The organism is Pusillimonas minor (assembly GCF_014237865.1).
Classification (GTDB): domain Bacteria; phylum Pseudomonadota; class Gammaproteobacteria; order Burkholderiales; family Burkholderiaceae_B; genus Neopusillimonas; species Neopusillimonas minor.
Window position 1 is genome coordinate 16,054 of record NZ_JACJUU010000006.1, and the last position, 18,408, is coordinate 34,461.

Below are 18,408 nucleotides of genomic sequence, written 5' to 3' on the forward strand. Positions count from 1 at the left end.
ACAAAGGAGAAGTCACCATGGCATCGTTGAACCGCGCCACTCTGATCGGCAACCTTGGCAAAGACCCCGAAGTCCGCTACACCGCAGAAGGTGCAGCCGTGTGCTCAGTGTCGATTGCTACGACTCACCAATGGAAGGACAAGGCCACAGGCGAGCGCCGCGAAGAAACCGAATGGCACCGCGTCGTTTTCTATGGCCGACTGGCTGAAATTGCCGGTGAATATCTGCGCAAAGGCCGCACGGTATTCGTGGAAGGCCGCCTGAAAACCCGCAAGTGGCATGACGCAGACACGGGCACAGACCGCTACACCACGGAAATCATTGCAGACCAAATGCAGATGTTGGGCGGCAGGGAAACGGCCCAGGCTGACACCGCCCAGCCTGGGCCGGCAGCCCGCCCGAAAGGCCGCAGCAGCAAGGCGAAGGCACCCACTGCAACGCCTGACGAAATCGATACATCAGATATTCCATTCTAATCGACAGCCCACCACAGGCCGGGTAACATCGGCCTGGCGAAAACCGCGACTGGCCCGGCTTTGCCGGGCCTTGTTGCGTGTGTCGCCGCAATCCTCGCGCTGACCGACACAGATCATTAAATCAGGCTGGACTGTCGCGGCGGTTCCAGCGGGATGGCATCGAATGCCGCAGCGGGCGGCAGAGTAAACAGCGCCTGCGCGTCGTCCTGGCTGCCGTTCAGCCATTGATCGACATCGGCCAGCTCAATCGGAATCACCGAGCGCTTATCCTGCGCGCCGACAGGTTTGGAGGGATCCGGCTTGTGCATCCTGTTCATCAGGGGATGAGCGTCCGCGTTCAGTGTGAGCATGGTATAGCTTTCCACCACTTCGCCGGTTTCCCGGCTGACCCAGGTATTCCACAAATCGGCCAGCCCCCAGGGCGCACCATCGGCGCGCCGGAACCGCCACCACACATTGCTGCCGCTTTCCCAACAGGGTTCATCGAAGGATTCCGCCGGAATGATGCAGCGCTGCCCCCGCGCCCAGGCTTGCCGGAAGGTAGGCTTTTGCGCCAATTCTTCCGCGCGTGCGTTGTTGGTGGAATAGGGCAGTTTGGCATCCTTGGCGAATGGCGGAATCAGCGCCCACTGGCCCACGACAAGTTCCCGCACCTGCTCGCCTGCACGAATAAACGGCCCCATACCCCGGGGATGCACCTGTGGCCCCCAGAGCTTTGGCGGGTTCTGACGTCCTATATGCCAGTAGCGTTCAACAGCCGCCTGATCGGGTGTTACGTAGCGATTGCACATAGAGAAATTCTCGCGTGTTTGCTGCGGGTGTGCAATGTCGGGTTTGCTCGTGCTGGGGCTGTTGGGGAGCATGTCAGAGCAGCTTTTGCTGCTAGTGCCGTGCAGTTCCCAGGCTGCGCCTGGGACCCTGTCCGGTGACGATGCCAGCCCGGTTCCTGGTCTGGCTGGGACCTTTAAGGCCTCAAATTCGCCTTCGCTCATTTGTGGCCTTAAAGGTCCCACACATGACGCACCCCTAGCGGGGTGGGGAGAAGGTTGTCTTTTCAGGCGCTTAGCGGTAATCCGTTATGAACTGCCATGCAGGACAGAAAGTGCTACAGAATTGCATAAGGCATTGATTGGAAGGAGGAAGGGAAGGCCACGGGTGTGGCCTTCCGGGGCGTAGACGGTGGAATAAATTCTTTCCGCAGTTGTGGCGCTACATCTAGACGGCTGGCTTTATACACCTTCAGGACTTGCTGAGGGCATGCCAGCTGCAGCATGGCTGAAACTGGACTACCCACCAATTACACATTGCCTGCAACCGGCCTGCACAATTGTGTCAATCTACCTCAAGGTCAGATTCGACAGGTAGAGTCGATGCGGCCAGCTCCTTTTCATCCTGGCTAAAGACCTTTGCGGCCGCAGGCTGTAGGTCGTGCGCCAGTCCCTTGTAAGTCTGCCTGTCCACTCTTTCCGGCAGCTTCTCTGCATCGTCGGTGAACACCGTCACATCATGCCGTTCCCGCGAGATGCTGACATAGTAGGTGTCCTGGGCGGTGGAGCGGCTGAAGCTCTCAGCGTTGTAAAGCACCCGGTCGCAAGTCAGCCCCTGCGCGCTGTGCGCTGTAGTGGCGTAGGCGTAGTCCATGTTCAGTGGCCGTTCTGTGGGTAGCTGGACATGGCGGCCCTGGGTTTCAAGCGTTACGCTGGCCGAGTCGATGGCCACAACTTTCGCCAGCTGCCCGTTGACCAAGTCATTCTGGGCGTCGTTGCGCGTGATGCGAACATGGTCGCCGACAGAAATCTCTGCAGTGTTCAGGTGGTAGACCGATAGCTTGCTCATGGTCTTGGGAATGATTTCTATCGGCTGTACGTTAGCCGAGTCCGCCTGGACAGGCATGACGCTGATACGGTCATGGCTGTTGCTGCCTGTCACGCCGTAGAGTTCGCCGCGTTTCAAGCCGCACTTGTAATCACGTTCTGGAATCACGATGTCACCCACGGTGTAGTAGCGGGCAACACTGCGTTCGGCACGAGTGGTGTCATGCCGGGCCAGCAGTTGGCACGGGCGGCCTTTGCCTTCCAGGCCCAGCAAGGCGTGGATGCGTTGGTTGATTTCATTCCTTGATGCGTTGGTGCCGGTCACGACAATGGTGTTGGCCTGTTCGGCGGCAGTCAGCCCGGTGTAGGTCTTGGAGATGGCCTCATAACGGGCTGAACTGTCGCGGGTCTTTCTGCCATGTTCGTCGGTGGTGAACTGATCTGGAATGACGCGGATCCCATTCAGCAGCGGCAAGGAGTGACTGGCCCGGCCTGTGGCGGCGAGTTCTACCGCCTGGCGCAGCCGCGCCGTGCGTTGGCGTTGGATGTCGCCCATCAATACGGTCTTCATTCCGTGTTCCTGCAGCATGGCAAAGGCGCGGCCCGCCTCGATGGCCTTGGTCTGGGCAGTGTCTCCCAGCAGTACCACCTTCGCGCCTGTGGGTTGAATAAGCGCCAGCAGCTTGTCCATCTGCCGCACCGGCACTACTCCAGCTTCGTCGATGACGACCACGGACTTCGGTCCCAGGGAATTCAGGAAGGGGCGCTTGTCGGCAGCGCCCAGGATGGAGGCAATGGTGTTGGCCGGAATGCCGTCGTCGCGCAGGTTGCGGACCATGTTGCCGTAGGGCGCGAGTGCCGTCATGGTGTGACCCTGTTCACGCAGGATGGCCTGGGCGTTTTGCAGAGCGAAGGACTTCCCGGTGCCGGCCAGGCCCTGGATACCGGCCACTTTGTCGGTGCCGGTGGTAATCAGCATGACTGCTTCGCGCTGGCCGGGAGTCAAAAGAGCGTCCAGGGCGTTTTCAGCGTCGGCGGCGTTGATAGAGGGCTGCCAGGCACCCCGGCCAGCCTGTTCAGCAGCCAGTATCCTGGATTCGGCTTCATGGGCCTTGCGGGTGGCGTAGCGTGGGCTTTCCATCAACAGGCGGCCCTGGGCAATGGCGTCATCAACCAGCTGCAGGGCAGTGTCCGGGTTTAATCCAGCCAGTCGAGTGACTTCTGCCGCCCATCCTTCGCGGGTCATGGGCTTTGCTTTTTTGTCCTGTGTGCTGCTGTAGTGCGGCGCTTCCTGGATCAGCGCACCGGATGCGACACGGCCCTGGATAGCTGCCTGAATGGCTGTGATGTTGGTATGGCCCCCGGCATGGCGTATGGCGCTGTGCAGGAGATCGGCCAGGGGCATAACAGACTCCCGTTCAGCCAGATGCTGGATGGCCCAATCCAGCGAAGCCTGTGCGACAAGATCGGCAGACGCTTCCTCTGCTTCGGGCGCCTGTCGTTCAGCGTCGTGGGGAGCCTGGTCAAACTGCATTCCGATAGCAACAGCGGCTTCCCGCCACTGCTGGTGCAGTTCCGTGCGGCTGAAAGCCTGGGATTTCTCTTGGCGGTGCGCCAGATTGATGCCCTGACGCAGTGCATGATGCGCATTGTCGCGGGTTGTGCCGCGTGCAGTCAGTTCAGACGTGATGCCGGCGCTGCGCTTACTGAAGAACTCGATCTGTTCACGAGTGATATGGGCTAGCTCGATATGGTTCTTTTCATGGCGGACGGCATACCCCAGAGTGCGGACATTACGTTCCAGTTCAGCTTGATAGATGGCATCGGTCACCCGCAGCAGCTTGAAGATGGCCTCGTTCGAGAGCGACACCCAGTTACCGTCAGCGCGCTGGGTTAGGTTCATCAGCAAGGCGTGGACGTGCAGGTGAGGGTCAGGGGCTGCGTCTTCCGTAGGGCGTGCGGTTTCGTGGCGGAACTTTGCAATGATGAGATTGCCTGTCTGTTCTACCCGAGACTTGCCGTTTTCCTTGCGGCGACCCATAGTCAGATGCTGTTCAACATAGGCCAGGGCAGCAGCCACCGCCTGATCGTTGGCATAAATCAAGCGTTCATCGCCACCGATCAGCGCCTGCAGCGTAATGCTCTTGGGCGCACCAAAGGTCAGATCGAGCGCAGCACGGGCCTTTGCATCCTTGCGGATCGACCGGCCAGCTGTCACGTTCCGGCCAAAGTCGCCCTGCAGCATGGCTTTGAAGCGGGCAGGGTCAATCTCACCGACGGCTCCCAGGCGCCGGGCGCCGACGCCTTGCCAGGTCGCGGCTCCACCGTCGCGGCTGTAGTAATCGTCGGCTTGGTCGGCGTAGTAGTGGGTGGCAAGAGACGCGCGGGCGCGGTAGCTCTGGCTGTGGGAGATCATCGTGGCTCCAGAAAGGAAACTGATAGCGTGGACCGATTGATTAAGTGAAAGCCTACATATTGAAAAACTTAGTAATATCCTTCTTGCGCACGGGTGATTCGAAGCTGATCAGCCTGTCGCGGCTGGCCCCTAACATGGCGGTCATTCTCTAGCTTTTTGTCTCATAGATTTGGCGCATATTCGCCCGAATGGCTAGAGACCGGTTTAGCTTCATTATTTTTCGGTTAGGGGGAACCTGTGGGATATCACGATGTTCAGCAAGTCTGTATGAATGGTCATCAGATCACCGATTCGTACCATCGGTCGCCTGAATTTCGGAGGAAACATTGTTCTAAATGCGGGGCGGAAACAATCCATCAATGCCAAGCTTGCGGGTTTGACATACGTGGCGACTATCACGTAGAGGGAGTGTTCGCAGTGGGATTCAGGACTCCTGTTCCGACACACTGCGAAAATTGTGGGAAACCATTTCCATGGTTAGAGAAGAAGAAGCAACTTGCTGAAGCTGTCGATACTACTGTGGACGGCTTCAAGCTCCTGGAACACATTTGCAGCCGGTTTCATTTAGTCGCGAAACAACTACGGACAAGGTATAGTGACCGGCCTTCGTTATTGGTGAATGATGAATATGATGTCCAGGATCTGTTGCACGCGCTATTGAGAGTCCATTTCGAGGATATTCGACCTGAAGAATGGACACCCAGCTATGCTGGTGCTAGTTCAAGAGTCGACTTCCTTTTGAAGGACGAGCAGATTATTGTCGAAGTTAAAAAAACACGGGCGACATTAAAGGCGAAGGATGTTGGAGAGCAACTGATCGTCGATATACAACGCTATCGCGCGCACCCTGACTGCAAAAAGCTAATCTGTTTTGTTTACGATCCGGAAGGATGGGTTGCGAATCCGCGTGGTTTAGAAAACGATCTGACGCGCAGCGAGGGTGATCTTGAGGTAAAGGTTCTTATTGTCCCGAAGGGGCACTAGGCCGAACTGATATCTTGACGGGTCTGGTCGTGGCAATGCTTGACGGCCGGTTGGCGTTACTCCAATCCTCAAAAGTCTTCGTTGCTGTTGTATACGCACTGAACGGCAAATTGACCTTTGTAATCGGGTAATTGCCTGCCAAGGCAATATATCCAGTTAATGCCGGCAGCGCTTGTATCTGCGCTGCCGTCACCACGTCTTCCGTCACCCGTTCCATGTTGTCCGATGTATTGCGATTGTCCGCACTGCGACTGATGCTGAACTTGGGGCGTTCCACTTCATGCTTGCCGAGGCTTTCGCTCATGTCCTTGGCCGTTTGCGGGTCGGTGCGGGAGCCGCCGAGCACGGCCAGGTTGCGGAAGCTGGCTCGGATGGTGGTTGCCATGGTGCGCCCGTATATGTGCTCCAGCTGTGATGTGCTTTGCAGGCCCGCCACGATACGCAGACCGTTCTTGCGGCCTTTGGTCAGGCCGGCTTCCAGTGAAGGCAGCGCTTCCAGGCTGGCCAGTTCATCAATGAACAGCCACCAGCGTCGGTAGGCGCTTTCAGGCATGGACAGAATGGAGGTGATGAACACGTCGGCCCAGGATGACACCAGGGGTTTCATGGAACTCATCATGTCTTCGCGCCAGTTGATATACAGGTTGCCGCCGTCTGGCTTTGCCAGCCAGTCACGGATGGAGAATCTGCCGGGTTTCATGCCGGTATGTTCCGAGAGCTTGTTCGACAACACGAATCGGGCTGAGGACAGCGCCTTGCTGGCTTCGCTGGAACCGACAAACAGGGATTCGGCCAGGGTGCCTTCCAGAAACTGCTTCAGCACCTTGGGATCTTCGATGGTGCAAAGCCGAAACAAGTCCATGATGCTGGCTTCTTCGCCCTGCAGCTCATAAAGTTTCTTTGCCGTTTCACGTAGCAGCAGGCGACCGAAATCGTTCCATTCCTCCGCATTGCGGTCCTGGCTCATGGGGACCATGGAACGGGCCAGCCGCTTCCAGTCGTAATCGGCTCGCACTTCGTTGAAGAAAGACCAGCCCTGGCTGCGGGCATCGTAGGGGTTCAGGATGACATCGTTGGGATGCCAGAATTTGCTCAGCAGATCGCCATTGGGGTCAATGACGATCATGCGGTCATTACGTGCAGGCGTTTTGCTGGGTAGATGCCTGGCCATATCATGCTGTGAGCGTTTGAGCACTGATGCCGCCATGTTCCGCAGCAGCACGGATTTACCCGAACCCGTTGCGCCGCTGATAAGCAGGTGCAGGTTTTCATTTGCAGTCGGCATAGGAATGCCGCCCACATTTATCTGCATCTTGCCGCGCTCTTCACACTGTCGTGCCAGGTTTTTGGCGCTGGTGGTGCGCGTCCCGCGCACAAAGCGTTTGTAGGCTGCGCCTTCAAAGCCTTCGGTCCTGGCAGTACGTCCTATGAAAAGTATCAGCACCAGGGAAAGCGCCAGGCCGACACCCAGCGCACCGTAGAGCAGGGGGTACTGCGGTGTGAGCATCAAAAAATGCCGAAAAGTATGGGCGTTCCAGTCGCGCCAGTGCATCTGGCTGGCCCAGGTGGCTGCAGTCATCCACGCTACAGTGGGGAAAATTGCCAAGGAAAAGGCGGCAATGCGCCGCCGGGTGATGGGTGAGATCAGGGTGGACATGGGGGATGAACCTCAAGAGATCAGAAACTTGCCGAGGGCAAGCCCGGCCAGTAGCCCACCCAGCACGCCGGCAGCGCCGCCCACAGCCAGGGCGATGGTGGCCATGCGGCGCGCAGATTGGTGGGCAATGTGGGCGTATTGCGCGGATTCCCGGCTCAGCTGGTCCAGCCGGGAGCCGGTGTCGTTGAGCATGGCTTGTATGGCCTGCTGAAGCTGCTGGTTTACCGGCTTGGCAGCCGTTTCCAGCGTGGCGCTCAGGTGGCGGCTGAGTTGCTGGGGCAGCATCTGCTGGGTTTCGCTCATGGTTTGCATCTGCTGCTGGGCGACATCCAGAGTACGGGTGACGGCTTCCAGCCTGTCCACCAGGCCGGCCACTTCACCCAGGACTTCGTGATACAGCAAATCCAGTTTTGAACGGGGGCCGCTGGGCGGCGTGTGGGCATCCATGACGGATCACGAGAACAGGGCAGCGAAGGCCGCGTTCATCTGCCTGTCCACCGGCTTGGCCAGGGCGCGCAGGGCATGGCGGTTACTCAGCTGCGAGATGCGGGCATGATCGTCAGAGTCGGCGCTACGCAGCAGGGCGCGGTAGTCGGTCTGGTCAGCCAGAACCTCTGCGATGGTGGTGCGCTGGTCGGCCAGCAGCTCGAAGACTTCGTTTTCGTAGACGGCAGCCTGGGGGTTGGCCTGCACTTCGCCCGACTTGGCGGCATAGGCCAGGATGGAGGGAAACTCTTCTTCTACGCTGCTATCGACACGATTGAACAGAATCCGTACCCGTTCCGGGTCCACACCCAGCGCAGCCAGCGCGGCCACGGTTTTAATGGTTTCGCGCTGGGCTTTGCCGGTGTTGATGACCGGCAGCACGAAGTAGCTCATTTCTTCGTGCGCGCCTTCGTAGCGCATCATGTGGGTCAGGAAATCCTCGATGTTGCTGGCACCGACATCGACAATCGCGTCATCCCGGGTGAGCAGTTCGCGGAACAGGCGGCCAAAGTGTTCACCGCGCAGCTGATCGACATTCAGGCCCAGGTCGGCCCCGGTTTCGTTGGTGGATTCCACCGCAAAAATCTGCGCCCCGTTCATGCGGGGTGCGAGCAGATGGGAAGCAACAACCGTCTTGCCAACGGAGCCGGTGTAATTGAGAACGGCGACTTTCATGGTCTATTCCTTGTGGGGTTTGTCAGTGGAAGAGGGGGTTACTTGCCTTCACGGCGCAGGGCTTCCAGGTCGATACGCATGTCGCGAATCTTGCGCAGGTCGCCGGGCGTCTCAATGTTGCGGGGCCGGCCCTGGATGGCATCGAGGGCTGGGACGGTTGCGGGTGGCGCTTTAGGGGCTGTGGTGGGCGCAGCGTGCGGCTTGGGCAGCGCGGCAGGTTTGGCTGCAGCACACCGCTGTGCCTTGCGCCAGCGGTACAGCGTGATGGCGTAGGTGCTGTACTGGACCGACAGGCCCGCTGCGGCCAGATCATCCAGCACGGCTGCATGGGGAACGCCGGCGGCGAGCTCAGCTTCGATCAGAGGAAAGAGCGCGCGCAGCTGGGCTGCGATGCTGATGCGAGGGTCCAGCTCAGCGAGCGCGGCCCGGTAGCGTGCGACGGGAGCGGATTCAGTCATAGGATTCCAGGGGGGATTGATGCCGCTTATCGCGACAATTCAGGAAAGACGGCAGCCTGCCTAGCGACCAGCCAGGAGCGGCCCGTGGCCAGCGCTTCGTCGTAGGCGGATTGTTCGTCTGTAAACGGGGCAGTCTTGCCGTGGGTGGAGAATTGACCGCCGCCGACTTCCTGGCCGTTCTCCAACAGGCGCAGGGTGAAGCAGCCCGTGTCGGCTGGGTGAGGAAGAATCTCGAAATTGAAGCGCAGCCGGGTCTGGGTGACTTCGTCGTAGAACTGTCTTTCGACTTCGCGCAGGCGGGCGGTCCACTCCGGGCCGATGCGCTCCAGGGCTTCAGCGATGCTGTAGCCGCGTTCGCGCAGCCAGTCGCAGCGGTTCAGGATGAGCGCCGCAGTGAGCGCTTCGCCCAGGCTCATGGTGCCGACGCCATGGAGGGCGGCTTCCTGTGCAATGTTGAGCATGCGGGTGTCGATGGTCGAGTGCATGGAATCTCCTTTGCCCTGTGACTTTACGGGCAGTGCTTGGGGTGAAAAGAAGGGGTAGCCCGGGTGGGCGGGTGCTGGCTTCGTTGCTGACCGACAGCCGCTATGCGGCTGTGCAGCGTGGAATGCAAGATGGCCTGACGTGAACAGGCAAAGTGCGGCGTGTCAGGCTGCTGACGGCGTGACTTGTTCACAGGCCGGTTTGGTAGAAGAAAGGTAGAAATAAGGTAGAAGGCGCTGCGATGGCTGGAAAGCCAGTATTCATGCGGGTTTCAAAAAATCTTGCGCGATGCTGTGACGATAAAACGCGATGCTCTGACGAAAGGCCGCGATCTTATGACGTGCCTGCCGCGATGCTATGACGACGCCAAAATCACTTATCCACAGGCTGAAAATCGGGCCTGGAATGGCTGTTTGCAGGCATGAGGCGCGATGCTATGACGATGAAAAACTACCGTTCAAGGCGCGTCCAGACCGCCTGTTCATGGCCCCGAGTCGCGGTTTCAATCCGGGGTTCCGAGATCACTTTCAGAGCTTCCAATTCTTCCAGGCTGCGCTCCAACGTGACCCGGAAATCCCGCATGCGCCCGGTGTATTGGGCGCGTTGCTTGAGGATGTCCAGGCTGTATTTCTGCTGGATGTCGGCAGAGGTGCCAATCAGCCGCTGCAGGCTCTTTGACAGGTCGTGACGCATCTGCAGGCGCTTGGCCCAATCCACCAGGGCATATTCCCGGTTGCCGAAAATCTGCGCCCAGCGCGGGTCGGCATACAGGGTGTAGCTGCCCGTGGGCTCGTGGTAGTCAAAGCCCCCGATCATGGCGATCACACGGGTGGAGGGGTGGCGACCATAGCTGTATTTCACGGAGCCGTCTTTTCTACGCGCCTCGATGCACAGGGTAAAGCGGGCCAGGTCTTTCATGCCTTCATGCAGCCATTCGTAGGCGCTGCCGCCTGTGGGCCGGCCCATGCCGCGCAGGAAGTCGGCACGGTTGATAACCGGCGCTTCGCCCAGCAGGGCGGTGGTCTGCAGATACATGGCGTGCATCCAGATGTCGGCATGGTCTTCACTCAGTTGCTTGCCCGACCCTTTCAGCAGGATGTGGCTGCCCTCCAGGAATACGGTTTCATCGTGGAGAGGACGCCAACCCCGGCGTACCGGGGCAAAGATGGCGCTACGGGCAATGTAGTTGGGAATGGCCCGGACGGTCTCGTTCATGCCGGGCAGCATGAACGGGGTCGGGATGGTGGCTTGTTTCTCTGCAGCGTCAGCCATGGCCTGAGAGGCTTTCTGCATGGCGCGCTGCATGGCAGCCGACAGCCGCTGCAGGTTGGCATCCTTGTGAAAAGGCGTGCGGGTGGGGGTGGTCATTGATGATGCTCCGGGCGAACCCATGCAAGGGCCGCCCGGAGTGTGTGCAGCGCCTCACACGGGTTCGGGGTAGGTGGACCCGGCAACCTGCCGGGTCGAATGGATTGGGTGTGGCTGCTGCGCGAACTCAGGCGACGACGTGGCGCCGGGGTTCAAACCAGATTTCTTGCACACGGAATTTCTCGACATGCACAACAATGTCCACGGTCTGCTGCAGAAAGGTCTGAATCGTGGGCAAGTCCAGATTGCCGCCGGTGGGGGACTGCTTGGTGAGGATGGCCAGCCGGTCGAAGGCGTCGATTGCGCTGTTGGCATGCGTGGTTGTCACAGAACCTGGGTGGCCGGTGTTCAGGGCCGCTAGGTAATCCCAGGTTTCCGGGCCGCGCAACTCTGCCAGGAAAATCCGGTCGGGTGACAGGCGCATGCAGGCCGCCAGGCAGTCGGTGGCCGATACGCGGCCCCGTGTGCCGCCGTACATCAGGTGGATACGGTTTTCATGCCAGGGCAGGATCAGTTCATGCACGTCTTCAATGGTGATAAGGCGTTCATGGACGGGTATTTCATTCATGAGGGATCGGGCGAAAGTGGTTTTTCCTGACCCTGTTGCTCCCGAAATCACGATGTTCTTGCGCGCGCGGACGGCGTCCACCAGAAACTCGAAATAGTCTCCTCTGTTCTTCAGTATCAGCAGCCGCTGATCGAGTTTCGACAAGCCGTCAGCACCATATTTGGCGGTGGCGTCCATGGTGGACTTGAAAGCCCCGCCGGACGCCAGCTGCTTCAGGTAGAAAGTTTCCGTGGCGTGTTTGCGGATGTTGATGGCGATGGTGTCGTCTATGCAGGCCGGTGGCAGAATGATCTGGCCGCGCTCCCCATCAGGCAGGACCACCGACATGATGGGGCTGCGCGCCATGTGGTTGTAGGCCGCCAGTGCCGTCGCGAGCGCTTCCAGGTGCGGGTAGCTCAGTTCCTCGCAGTCGTGCGACACCCAGTGTCCGTCCGTGCGGGCGTACAGATGGCCCTCGCGCACGATGGCAATTTCTGTGACTTTCGGGTCCTGCAGATGCTGAACCAGGGGCCGCAGAAAGGTGCGTACCGAAATGGCGCGATCAAAAGGGACCACTTCAAGGGGTAAGTTCAAGGTCGTAGACATGGCTGAAATCCAGATCACGGGCGACCATGATGCCGATGCGTTCGCCCTGGTTTTTATAGAGGGTGGGAGGTATGTCCAGAGATCGTTCCAGAATCTTGGCGATAGCTTCCTGCCCGCCTTGGGCGGTGTTGTCGAAGCGGATGTTGTTGTCGCCGGACTGTCCCTGATTCGATGCCCAGTTGCCGAAGTCGCCCACCAGGGACAGCAGGATGGCGTTGCCGAAGCGTTCCCAGAAATGGTTATCGACATGACCATCCAGCCCGGCTTCGCCCAGGGGGCCGGTGCCAGGTGAGGCCAGTTCCACGATGACGCCGGCAGGCGTTTCCAGCCGGTTCCAGGTGACAAAGGCGCGGGCCTGGCCCTGCTGGATACCGCCGGACTGATAGCCGGTGAACTTGGTGCCGGCGTCGATCAGCTTGACCTTGCCGTTGGCGCTCATGACATCGTGGGTGGCCAGACAGGTGAGCAGCCCCGGCTGAGTGCTGACCAGTTTGGTTTGTAGGGTGCAGTCGATCATGGTGCCTTGGGTGAGCAGAAAGTTGCGATCGCCCAGCAGCCCGGCCACGGAGGGCGCAAGTTCCAGGGGCCGCAGCTTGTCGGCCAGGGGGCCGGCATCACTGTAGGGGCCGCCTGGCGCGTTGGCTTGGCTGCTGCCTGTGCTGCCTCCGTCTGCGCCGCCCGCCTGCAGCGGGCTGGCCAGCCGCCGCTGAGCCACTTCATCGACACGCGGCGGTGCTGCGGGCGTCGGTGGTGGAAGGACATAGGCGGGCGCAGGGACCGGCTCAGATGCCGGGGGAGGCAAAGGCTTAGGTGGCGCGGGTCGCTCCACCCTGGGCGGTTTCAGCCGGTTGGTGATTCCGCTTTGATCGGCTTCCAGGCTGCTGTCGCTGGCTGACGCCGGTTCCCGGCTCCAGGCTTTCAGCAGTACACCGATGGCCACGGCAATGGCCACCAGGATGGTGAGCCACAGAAAGGCGCGTGCGCCACGTGGGGCGCTGCGCCCGGCGGTTTCCAGGTTCAGCGCTTCACGCTCCAGGCTGGCCGGGGTGGTCTGCTCCTGGTGCGGGTCGGTGTCGTTCATGGGCTGTTCCTTCATGGCGTAATCTCCCGAATCCTCAACGTTGGTACAGGCGCTGCCGCGCCTTTCACCGTGCGCCGGACGGCGGGAGAGGCTGTGCCGGTGTGGGCGGGTACCGGGGTCAGGCCGAAGGCTTCGTTATGGATGGCCAGCACCTGGTTACCCAGACGCAGATGCCAGCGTGGTGAGGTGCGGTGCAGCACCATCGTCCGTTCATCGGCCATGTGATAGTTGGTGATGACTTCCTGGCCGTCAGGGGTCACGCGGTACACCGTGGGCATGTCGGTTTCCGGGGGGAACTGCAGCCAGGTATGACGGCCATCATCCCAGGCGTGAACGGGGGCAATGCTGGCGTTGCCACTTCGGGTGTACGCCTGCCAGTTCATCGTGTCGGCAGATGCCTGCAATGAACGCTCAACCGCTGCCTTTTGTGCCGCCTGAGCCTTCATGCGAGCCTCTACTTCGGGGTAGCGCATCACCAGCTTGTAAAGGGCTGGGGCGCTGCGGTCAGGGCTGTAGGACAGCCGGAAGCTGTATTCCCGCCGGTCGGTGATAACGATCAGGTTGGTGTCAGCGTCTTCGGCGGTGGGTTTGAAGAACAGGTGGTGGTTCTTGTACGTGAAGGCGTAAGCCTGACTGTCGCCAAAGACGTGATACTGATAGCTTTCGCCGGGTTCCAGCTGGATGTGGGTGGCAACACCGATCACCGCATCCAGTTGGATCACGTTGGCCGCGTCATAGTTGACATAGCGCACCCGATGGTCGAGGCGTGAGGAGCGGGGCGTCTCCAGCGCCCAGGCGCTGGTTGGCAGGGCCAGGCACAGCAGCAGCGCCACCGCCCGCCTGCGTGGTAAGAGTTCAAACATGGGGATTCCTTCTGATCCGGGGCGGGTCAGCGCGACAGGTCGGCAGCCAGGTCGTAGCGCACAACCTGAAAGCCCAGCGGATTGCGCCGGGCGACGGCTTCTGTGAGAGGTACGTCGGCGTACTGGTAGGCCATGGTGGCGATCAGATGCCGCGTCCTGGTGACGTTGCCGGTGGAGACTTCACGCTCCGTTCTGGTGAAGCGCACAATGGCGGCCTGATTGGTGCCCAGGGTGATGGAATGAATCTGAACATCGACCGTACCCAGGGTGCCAAGCCGCGTGGTCACGGCATCCGGCCCTTCGAAGCGCTTGCCGTACTGCACCTGAATGGGCGGCGATGACAGCAGGGCGCAGGTGTCGAATTGCTCCTGAATGGTCTGCCAGCTGTAGCCTTCGCAATTCAGCACATAGGTGTTCAGAAAATACTTGGCGATGCGCTGGCCATAGTCTTCCATCGGTTCGCCCAAGGTGCTGACATGCTCGATGCTGCCGGTGGCGTTATCCACGCGCACCACATACATTTCAGGCGGTTGCTTTAGGGGCGTCAGACCCGCCACGGCGGCGACAGCGGCAAAGGCGATCAGCCCCGCGCCTATGGCAACCTGCCAGGCGCGCTTGCGGCTGGTGACCAGTTCGCCCAGGTGGTCGCGCTCCAGGCCACGCGATTGCTCCAGCCAGGCTGCAACGTCTTCAGACTTGAGAGGTTCTGCCACGGTTCAGGCTCCTTTGAAAATCGGTGCGCTTGCATTCACCGGCACACGCGGCCCGTCAGCAGGCTGTGGGGGTTGGGGCGCATGAAAGGCGCAGCCGGCCAGCAGCCCGGCCAGCGCCAGGGCGGCAATGAGTTTGTGCATGGGAAGGGCTCCTGTCCTGCCGCGCGGGCAGAAGGAAGGGGGTGATGGCCCCGCTGGGCAGCGGGTAGGGAGGGGTTTACTTGGCGCGCAGGCGCAACATGCTACGCAGACGCAGAACAGAGAACGCGCCCCGGGCGGCGGAACCGACACCGAGCTGAGCACCGAAGCCGTTGGAGAGGCCGGCGGCAAGGCCGGGAATCAGAATCATGATGACGAGACTGGCAGCACCGACAAGCACCTGAGCGCCGAACAGTGAAAGCACGTCGGCCATCCCTGTTTCTATCTGGTCAGCGATCATGCGGATCAGCTGAATGTTGAGTTGCAGGATAAGGCCGAAGACCAGGCCTGCAAGCAAGGCCAGGAAGACAAAGTTCAATGCCTGCGAAACCCAGTTATTGAAGAGAGGTTTTGTTGGCTCGAACAATGTCGCGGAGATAAAGAGTGGCCCTGCAGCAACCACAAGTGCCATGCCGACTTTGCAGACCACCACAATGACCATGATGATGCTGCCTACGACGGCCGCATTGATTCGCAACAGCGTCGCCAGGATGCTGACCAGCACTTCCCTGGTGGAAGGCATGAAGTTGTACCAGGGCCGGTCGCTGGAACCCAGCATGGCATTGGATGCCTCACTGGTCTCGTTCTGCAGCTTATCGACTTCTGCCGCCACGTTGCCCGTGCCGAGCGCGAGCTGTGTGACATCGTCAGGCAGTGCGATCATGGTTTTGGCAATGTCGTTCTGATACAGGCCGCCTGCTCCAAAAATCATGGACACAATCGCTACGAGAATGGCCTTGCGAAAGAACTCGGTGACGGTCATATTGCTCTGACCGTGCATGAGCGCAAACGCGTACACGACAAATTGCAGAGTCAGGCCCACCACGATGACCGGCATGAGTGCTTCGAACAGTGCCTGCATCGGCCCGTTGATGGCATCGCTGAGGATACTTTCGGTTTGCGTCATGACCCACTCAGCTATGTTGCTTGGCGTAGTGGGTGCCGCGACGGATGGAGTGAGGCTGGCCATGGCGTGCTGGCCTATTCAGCCGCGCCGGGGGATGAGTCTGACGCTGGCTTGTTCCCAAACCATCCGCCATAGACACGTTCAGCCCGAGCCTGCAGCAGTTGTCGTTCCGCATCCAGTTGCTGTGCAGCAAGCTGAATGCGGGTCTGTTCGGCTGAGATATTCGCTTGCTCAATCTGAATCCGCGCCTGCAGTTCAGCAATTTCCTTGGGGTTGGTCGTTTGATTGATCTGATCCTGCAGGGCATCAACATTGGCCAGCCGCTGAGTCATCGAATCGTAGGCCCGCTCACTCATGGCTTTTGCGGTTGCCTCAATGTTCAGTGACCGTTTTGACAGCTCCTGTCTGTCTTCGGCGAAATTCACAGGAGCCATGACATTGTCTGTGATGCGGGAGACATCCCCGTTCAAGCCTGAGCTACCAGACCGGTTCAGCAGGTCCTGGGCGCTGGAGGGTAGCGCTGCGCGAAGCTGATCGCGGATGGCGTAATCGTTGGGAATGACACCGTAGCCGCTGGACTGCGTGAAGGCGGCAAGCTGCTCCCTGGCTGTTGCCAGTTGATCCGTCAGGTTCTTCAGCTGGTCGCGGGCGGTCAGCAGCTGTTCTTGCAACTGGGCTATGGTTGCAGCATCGACCGTAGGGATGCCGCTGGCGCGGGCAGGGTTTATGAAAACAGCGGCCAGGGCAATGCCCGCCGCAAGATGCTTGTAGCGTGTCATGGGAGAACTCCGGGGGTAATAGTGGTGGCGAGCTAAGTCGCCGTGCGTTGTGTAGGTCTCTGTCGAGAACGGGCGTGGATGGCGTGTGCTGCCTTAGATTGTCTGTGACGATCCTTCTTTCGTTACTATGCATGCCACGAGGAGAATTACCGAATGGCACTTACATCCACCCAAATTGGAGCAATTGGCGAAAACTTGCTTATCAACGCCGTGATGAAAGCAAGTGACGGAAGGCTATCACCATTCCAGCCACTGGCTGACGATGATGGCCTCGACGTGCTTTTCTACGATAAGCAGACCGGCAACTCCGCCGCCGTCCAACTGAAGTGCCGAACGAACACATTGCGAAGAGTCGGCTCAGAAGAACGCGGACACACAGTTCACTTCGAAGTGCGGCACACCACTTTCAATGAAGCGCGGCGTGCCTATCTCATTGGCGCCCTGTGCAACGACGATTTGACAGACTTCGTCGCCACATGGCTCATACCGATGTTTGAACTGCCACAGATCGCGCGCAACATCTCCGGCAAATGGGTCATAAGACCCAGCATGGCCAACGACAGTAAAGATCGCTTTACCTCATATCGGTGTGACACGGCCATCCAGCTAGCAGCTCGAATAATTGCTATTTGCGAGGCTGACGGGCCGAACGGGCCGCCTGGGATGGGGCCGCCGGTTAGGGAGTTTTAACGGAACTCAGCGGCACCATCATCATATAACCATGCTCAACCAGCTTAACAGTCCGCTTCTGGAAGTCGAAGCAAGTACAAATCACTGCTTGGAAATGGCTGCTTGGTATTCGGCTTCCGTGATACGGCGAGCCTTTAGGTTGTCAGAGACAATTTTATCGTCAGCCTCTTTGTAGGCAATGTGTGTTCTGTCGCCCACGACCAGGATATTGTCTGCGCCGTTGAGTGTTGCTGGCACGGTATTGGACCGGTATCCAACTTTGCCGAGGTTGTTCCATGCGGTTTCTGTGAACAGGAACGTGTCGTCGTTCCGTTCAATGTGGACCAGGGTCGGCGGGTAGCGACCGTTATCCGAGAACCAATGTCCGATGAATTTCTCGCCTTTCGGTTCAGTCTTGCATCCCGCCAGGATGCTCAGCAGGGCAGTGGCTCCGGCGGCGACGATGAAATGTCTTCGATTCATTGGGTGCGTTCCTATGGTGGTCGGTTTTCGATAAGCCCCTGGCTGCGTTTGTACGCTGCCCAGGCGTCGGCCACGCTGCAAGCGTGTCCGGCAGTTGTAAGCCAGCAGGCACGTTCGTCTTGTTTCAGATTGTTCCACCAAACCATGCCTGCAATCTCATCGGCAGTGGGGTGGCATTGACGGTCTGGAAGGTTTACAGGCACAGCTCTGGTCCATCCTGTTCATGCTGTGGCGACAGCCTTAGCGCATGGTCGAAGCGGGCGCCGATGAGGTCGGCCACCCGCTGATAATCCTCAGGTGTGGGGCGCTGCCCATTCACTTCATGGACGTGCAGGCTGTAATACTTTTGCACACCTTGCTCAAAATAGGCACGATTCTGGCGCGGGTGGGTGGACGAAAACCAGATGTCAGGACTTATGCGTGGGTCGCTGCATGACGGATCGGATACGCCGAAATCCTGGCTGTGTCGTTCGAGGTCGTCAGCGTCCACCGTCACCCGGTCAAGCTCGATGTCACGGGTATTGGTTTCACCAGCCTCCAGGTCTTCATGCGTCCAGTGTTCGCTATAGACCGAGATCAGGAAAGTGTCTTCTGGGCGGTCGGCGTCCGGGTCGTGCAGACCCAGCCGCGTATAGAAATCCTGATCTTTCGTTGCCTGCAGATCATCACGAGCCTGTGTCTGGCGTCGATCTTCATCCAGCGCCTGCTGCTTCTCACGCTCGTTGGCATTGTGTTTCATGGGTTA

20 protein-coding genes are annotated in these 18,408 nt (G+C 59.4%); 3 read left to right on the forward strand and 17 right to left on the reverse strand.

Annotation, left to right across the window (positions count from 1 at the left end):
• Positions 1–17 precede the first annotated feature (17 nt).
• A complete protein-coding gene (gene ssb / locus GTU67_RS08915; RefSeq protein WP_185779745.1) occupies positions 18–476 on the forward strand; it encodes a single-stranded DNA-binding protein in 459 nt (152 codons plus the stop codon).
• A 116-nt stretch (positions 477–592) separates the two neighbouring features.
• Here ssb and GTU67_RS08920 read toward each other — a convergent pair whose 3' ends face one another.
• Positions 593–1,267, reverse strand: coding sequence for an SOS response-associated peptidase (locus GTU67_RS08920; protein ID WP_185779876.1), 675 nt, complete (start codon positions 1,265–1,267; stop codon positions 593–595).
• Between the two features lie 541 nt (positions 1,268–1,808).
• Positions 1,809–4,706, reverse strand: a complete 2,898-nt coding sequence (gene mobF / locus GTU67_RS08925; protein WP_185779746.1) for a MobF family relaxase — start codon at positions 4,704–4,706, stop codon at positions 1,809–1,811.
• A 237-nt stretch (positions 4,707–4,943) separates the two neighbouring features.
• Here mobF and GTU67_RS15600 point away from each other — a divergent pair, with 237 nt between their 5' ends.
• Positions 4,944–5,690, forward strand: coding sequence for a DUF2321 domain-containing protein (locus GTU67_RS15600; RefSeq protein ID WP_343060230.1), 747 nt, complete (start codon positions 4,944–4,946; stop codon positions 5,688–5,690).
• Here GTU67_RS15600 and GTU67_RS08935 read toward each other — a convergent pair.
• The 13 genes from GTU67_RS08935 to GTU67_RS08995 all read right to left on the reverse strand — a co-directional run bounded on the left by GTU67_RS08935 (position 5,668) and on the right by GTU67_RS08995 (position 16,511).
• Positions 5,668–7,347, reverse strand: a complete 1,680-nt coding sequence (locus GTU67_RS08935; RefSeq protein ID WP_185779747.1) for a type IV secretion system DNA-binding domain-containing protein — start codon at positions 7,345–7,347, stop codon at positions 5,668–5,670. The genes GTU67_RS15600 and GTU67_RS08935 overlap by 23 nt on opposite strands.
• A 12-nt stretch (positions 7,348–7,359) precedes the next feature.
• Entirely contained in the window at positions 7,360–7,794 is a 435-nt protein-coding gene (locus GTU67_RS08940) for a hypothetical protein (RefSeq protein ID WP_185779748.1), read from the reverse strand.
• Between the two features lie 6 nt (positions 7,795–7,800).
• A complete protein-coding gene (gene stbB, locus GTU67_RS08945) occupies positions 7,801–8,508 on the reverse strand; it encodes a StbB family protein (RefSeq protein WP_185779749.1) in 708 nt (235 codons plus the stop codon).
• Positions 8,509–8,546: 38 nt separating this feature from the next.
• Positions 8,547–8,966 (reverse strand): hypothetical protein, encoded by a 420-nt coding sequence (locus GTU67_RS08950; RefSeq protein ID WP_185779750.1) that lies wholly within the window; start codon positions 8,964–8,966, stop codon positions 8,547–8,549.
• Positions 8,967–8,992: 26 nt separating this feature from the next.
• Entirely contained in the window at positions 8,993–9,451 is a 459-nt protein-coding gene (locus GTU67_RS08955; RefSeq protein ID WP_185779751.1) for a hypothetical protein, read from the reverse strand.
• Positions 9,452–9,899: 448 nt separating this feature from the next.
• Positions 9,900–10,817: a TrfA gene (locus GTU67_RS08960; protein WP_185779752.1), complete on the reverse strand. Its 918-nt coding sequence runs from the start codon at positions 10,815–10,817 to the stop codon at positions 9,900–9,902.
• A 127-nt stretch (positions 10,818–10,944) separates the two neighbouring features.
• Positions 10,945–11,970: a P-type DNA transfer ATPase VirB11 gene (virB11, locus tag GTU67_RS08965; RefSeq protein ID WP_185779753.1), complete on the reverse strand. Its 1,026-nt coding sequence runs from the start codon at positions 11,968–11,970 to the stop codon at positions 10,945–10,947.
• Complete coding sequence (virB10, locus tag GTU67_RS08970) at positions 11,942–13,051, reverse strand: type IV secretion system protein VirB10 (RefSeq protein ID WP_249417659.1); 1,110 nt, start codon at positions 13,049–13,051, stop codon at positions 11,942–11,944. The genes virB11 and virB10 overlap by 29 nt, the downstream gene beginning before the upstream one ends.
• Before the next feature lie 11 nt (positions 13,052–13,062).
• Complete coding sequence (locus GTU67_RS08975) at positions 13,063–13,914, reverse strand: TrbG/VirB9 family P-type conjugative transfer protein (RefSeq protein ID WP_185779755.1); 852 nt, start codon at positions 13,912–13,914, stop codon at positions 13,063–13,065.
• Positions 13,915–13,940: 26 nt separating this feature from the next.
• Positions 13,941–14,627 carry a VirB8/TrbF family protein gene (locus GTU67_RS08980; protein ID WP_185779756.1) on the reverse strand — a complete coding sequence of 229 codons (687 nt, stop codon included), beginning with the start codon at positions 14,625–14,627 and terminating at the stop codon, positions 13,941–13,943.
• Between the two features lie 3 nt (positions 14,628–14,630).
• The gene (locus GTU67_RS08985; RefSeq protein WP_102776198.1) at positions 14,631–14,768 is read right to left on the reverse strand and encodes a conjugal transfer protein; all 138 of its coding nucleotides are present in this window, start codon (positions 14,766–14,768) and stop codon (positions 14,631–14,633) included.
• A 76-nt stretch (positions 14,769–14,844) separates the two neighbouring features.
• Complete coding sequence (locus GTU67_RS08990; RefSeq protein ID WP_249417660.1) at positions 14,845–15,732, reverse strand: TrbL/VirB6 family protein; 888 nt, start codon at positions 15,730–15,732, stop codon at positions 14,845–14,847.
• 74 nt (positions 15,733–15,806) lie between these two features.
• On the reverse strand, positions 15,807–16,511 hold the full coding sequence (locus GTU67_RS08995) for a TrbJ/VirB5 family protein (RefSeq protein WP_102776196.1): 705 nt from the start codon (positions 16,509–16,511) through the stop codon (positions 15,807–15,809).
• Positions 16,512–16,664: 153 nt separating this feature from the next.
• On the opposite strand from GTU67_RS08995, the gene GTU67_RS09000 reads away from it, so the two are divergent.
• Positions 16,665–17,201, forward strand: coding sequence for a hypothetical protein (locus tag GTU67_RS09000; protein WP_185779758.1), 537 nt, complete (start codon positions 16,665–16,667; stop codon positions 17,199–17,201).
• A gap of 81 nt (positions 17,202–17,282) precedes the next feature.
• On the opposite strand, the gene GTU67_RS09005 is transcribed toward GTU67_RS09000, so the two are convergent.
• A complete protein-coding gene (locus GTU67_RS09005) occupies positions 17,283–17,663 on the reverse strand; it encodes a twin-arginine translocation signal domain-containing protein (RefSeq protein WP_185779759.1) in 381 nt (126 codons plus the stop codon).
• A 193-nt stretch (positions 17,664–17,856) separates the two neighbouring features.
• Complete coding sequence (locus tag GTU67_RS09010) at positions 17,857–18,402, reverse strand: hypothetical protein (protein ID WP_185779760.1); 546 nt, start codon at positions 18,400–18,402, stop codon at positions 17,857–17,859.
• Positions 18,403–18,408: the final 6 nt, after the last annotated feature.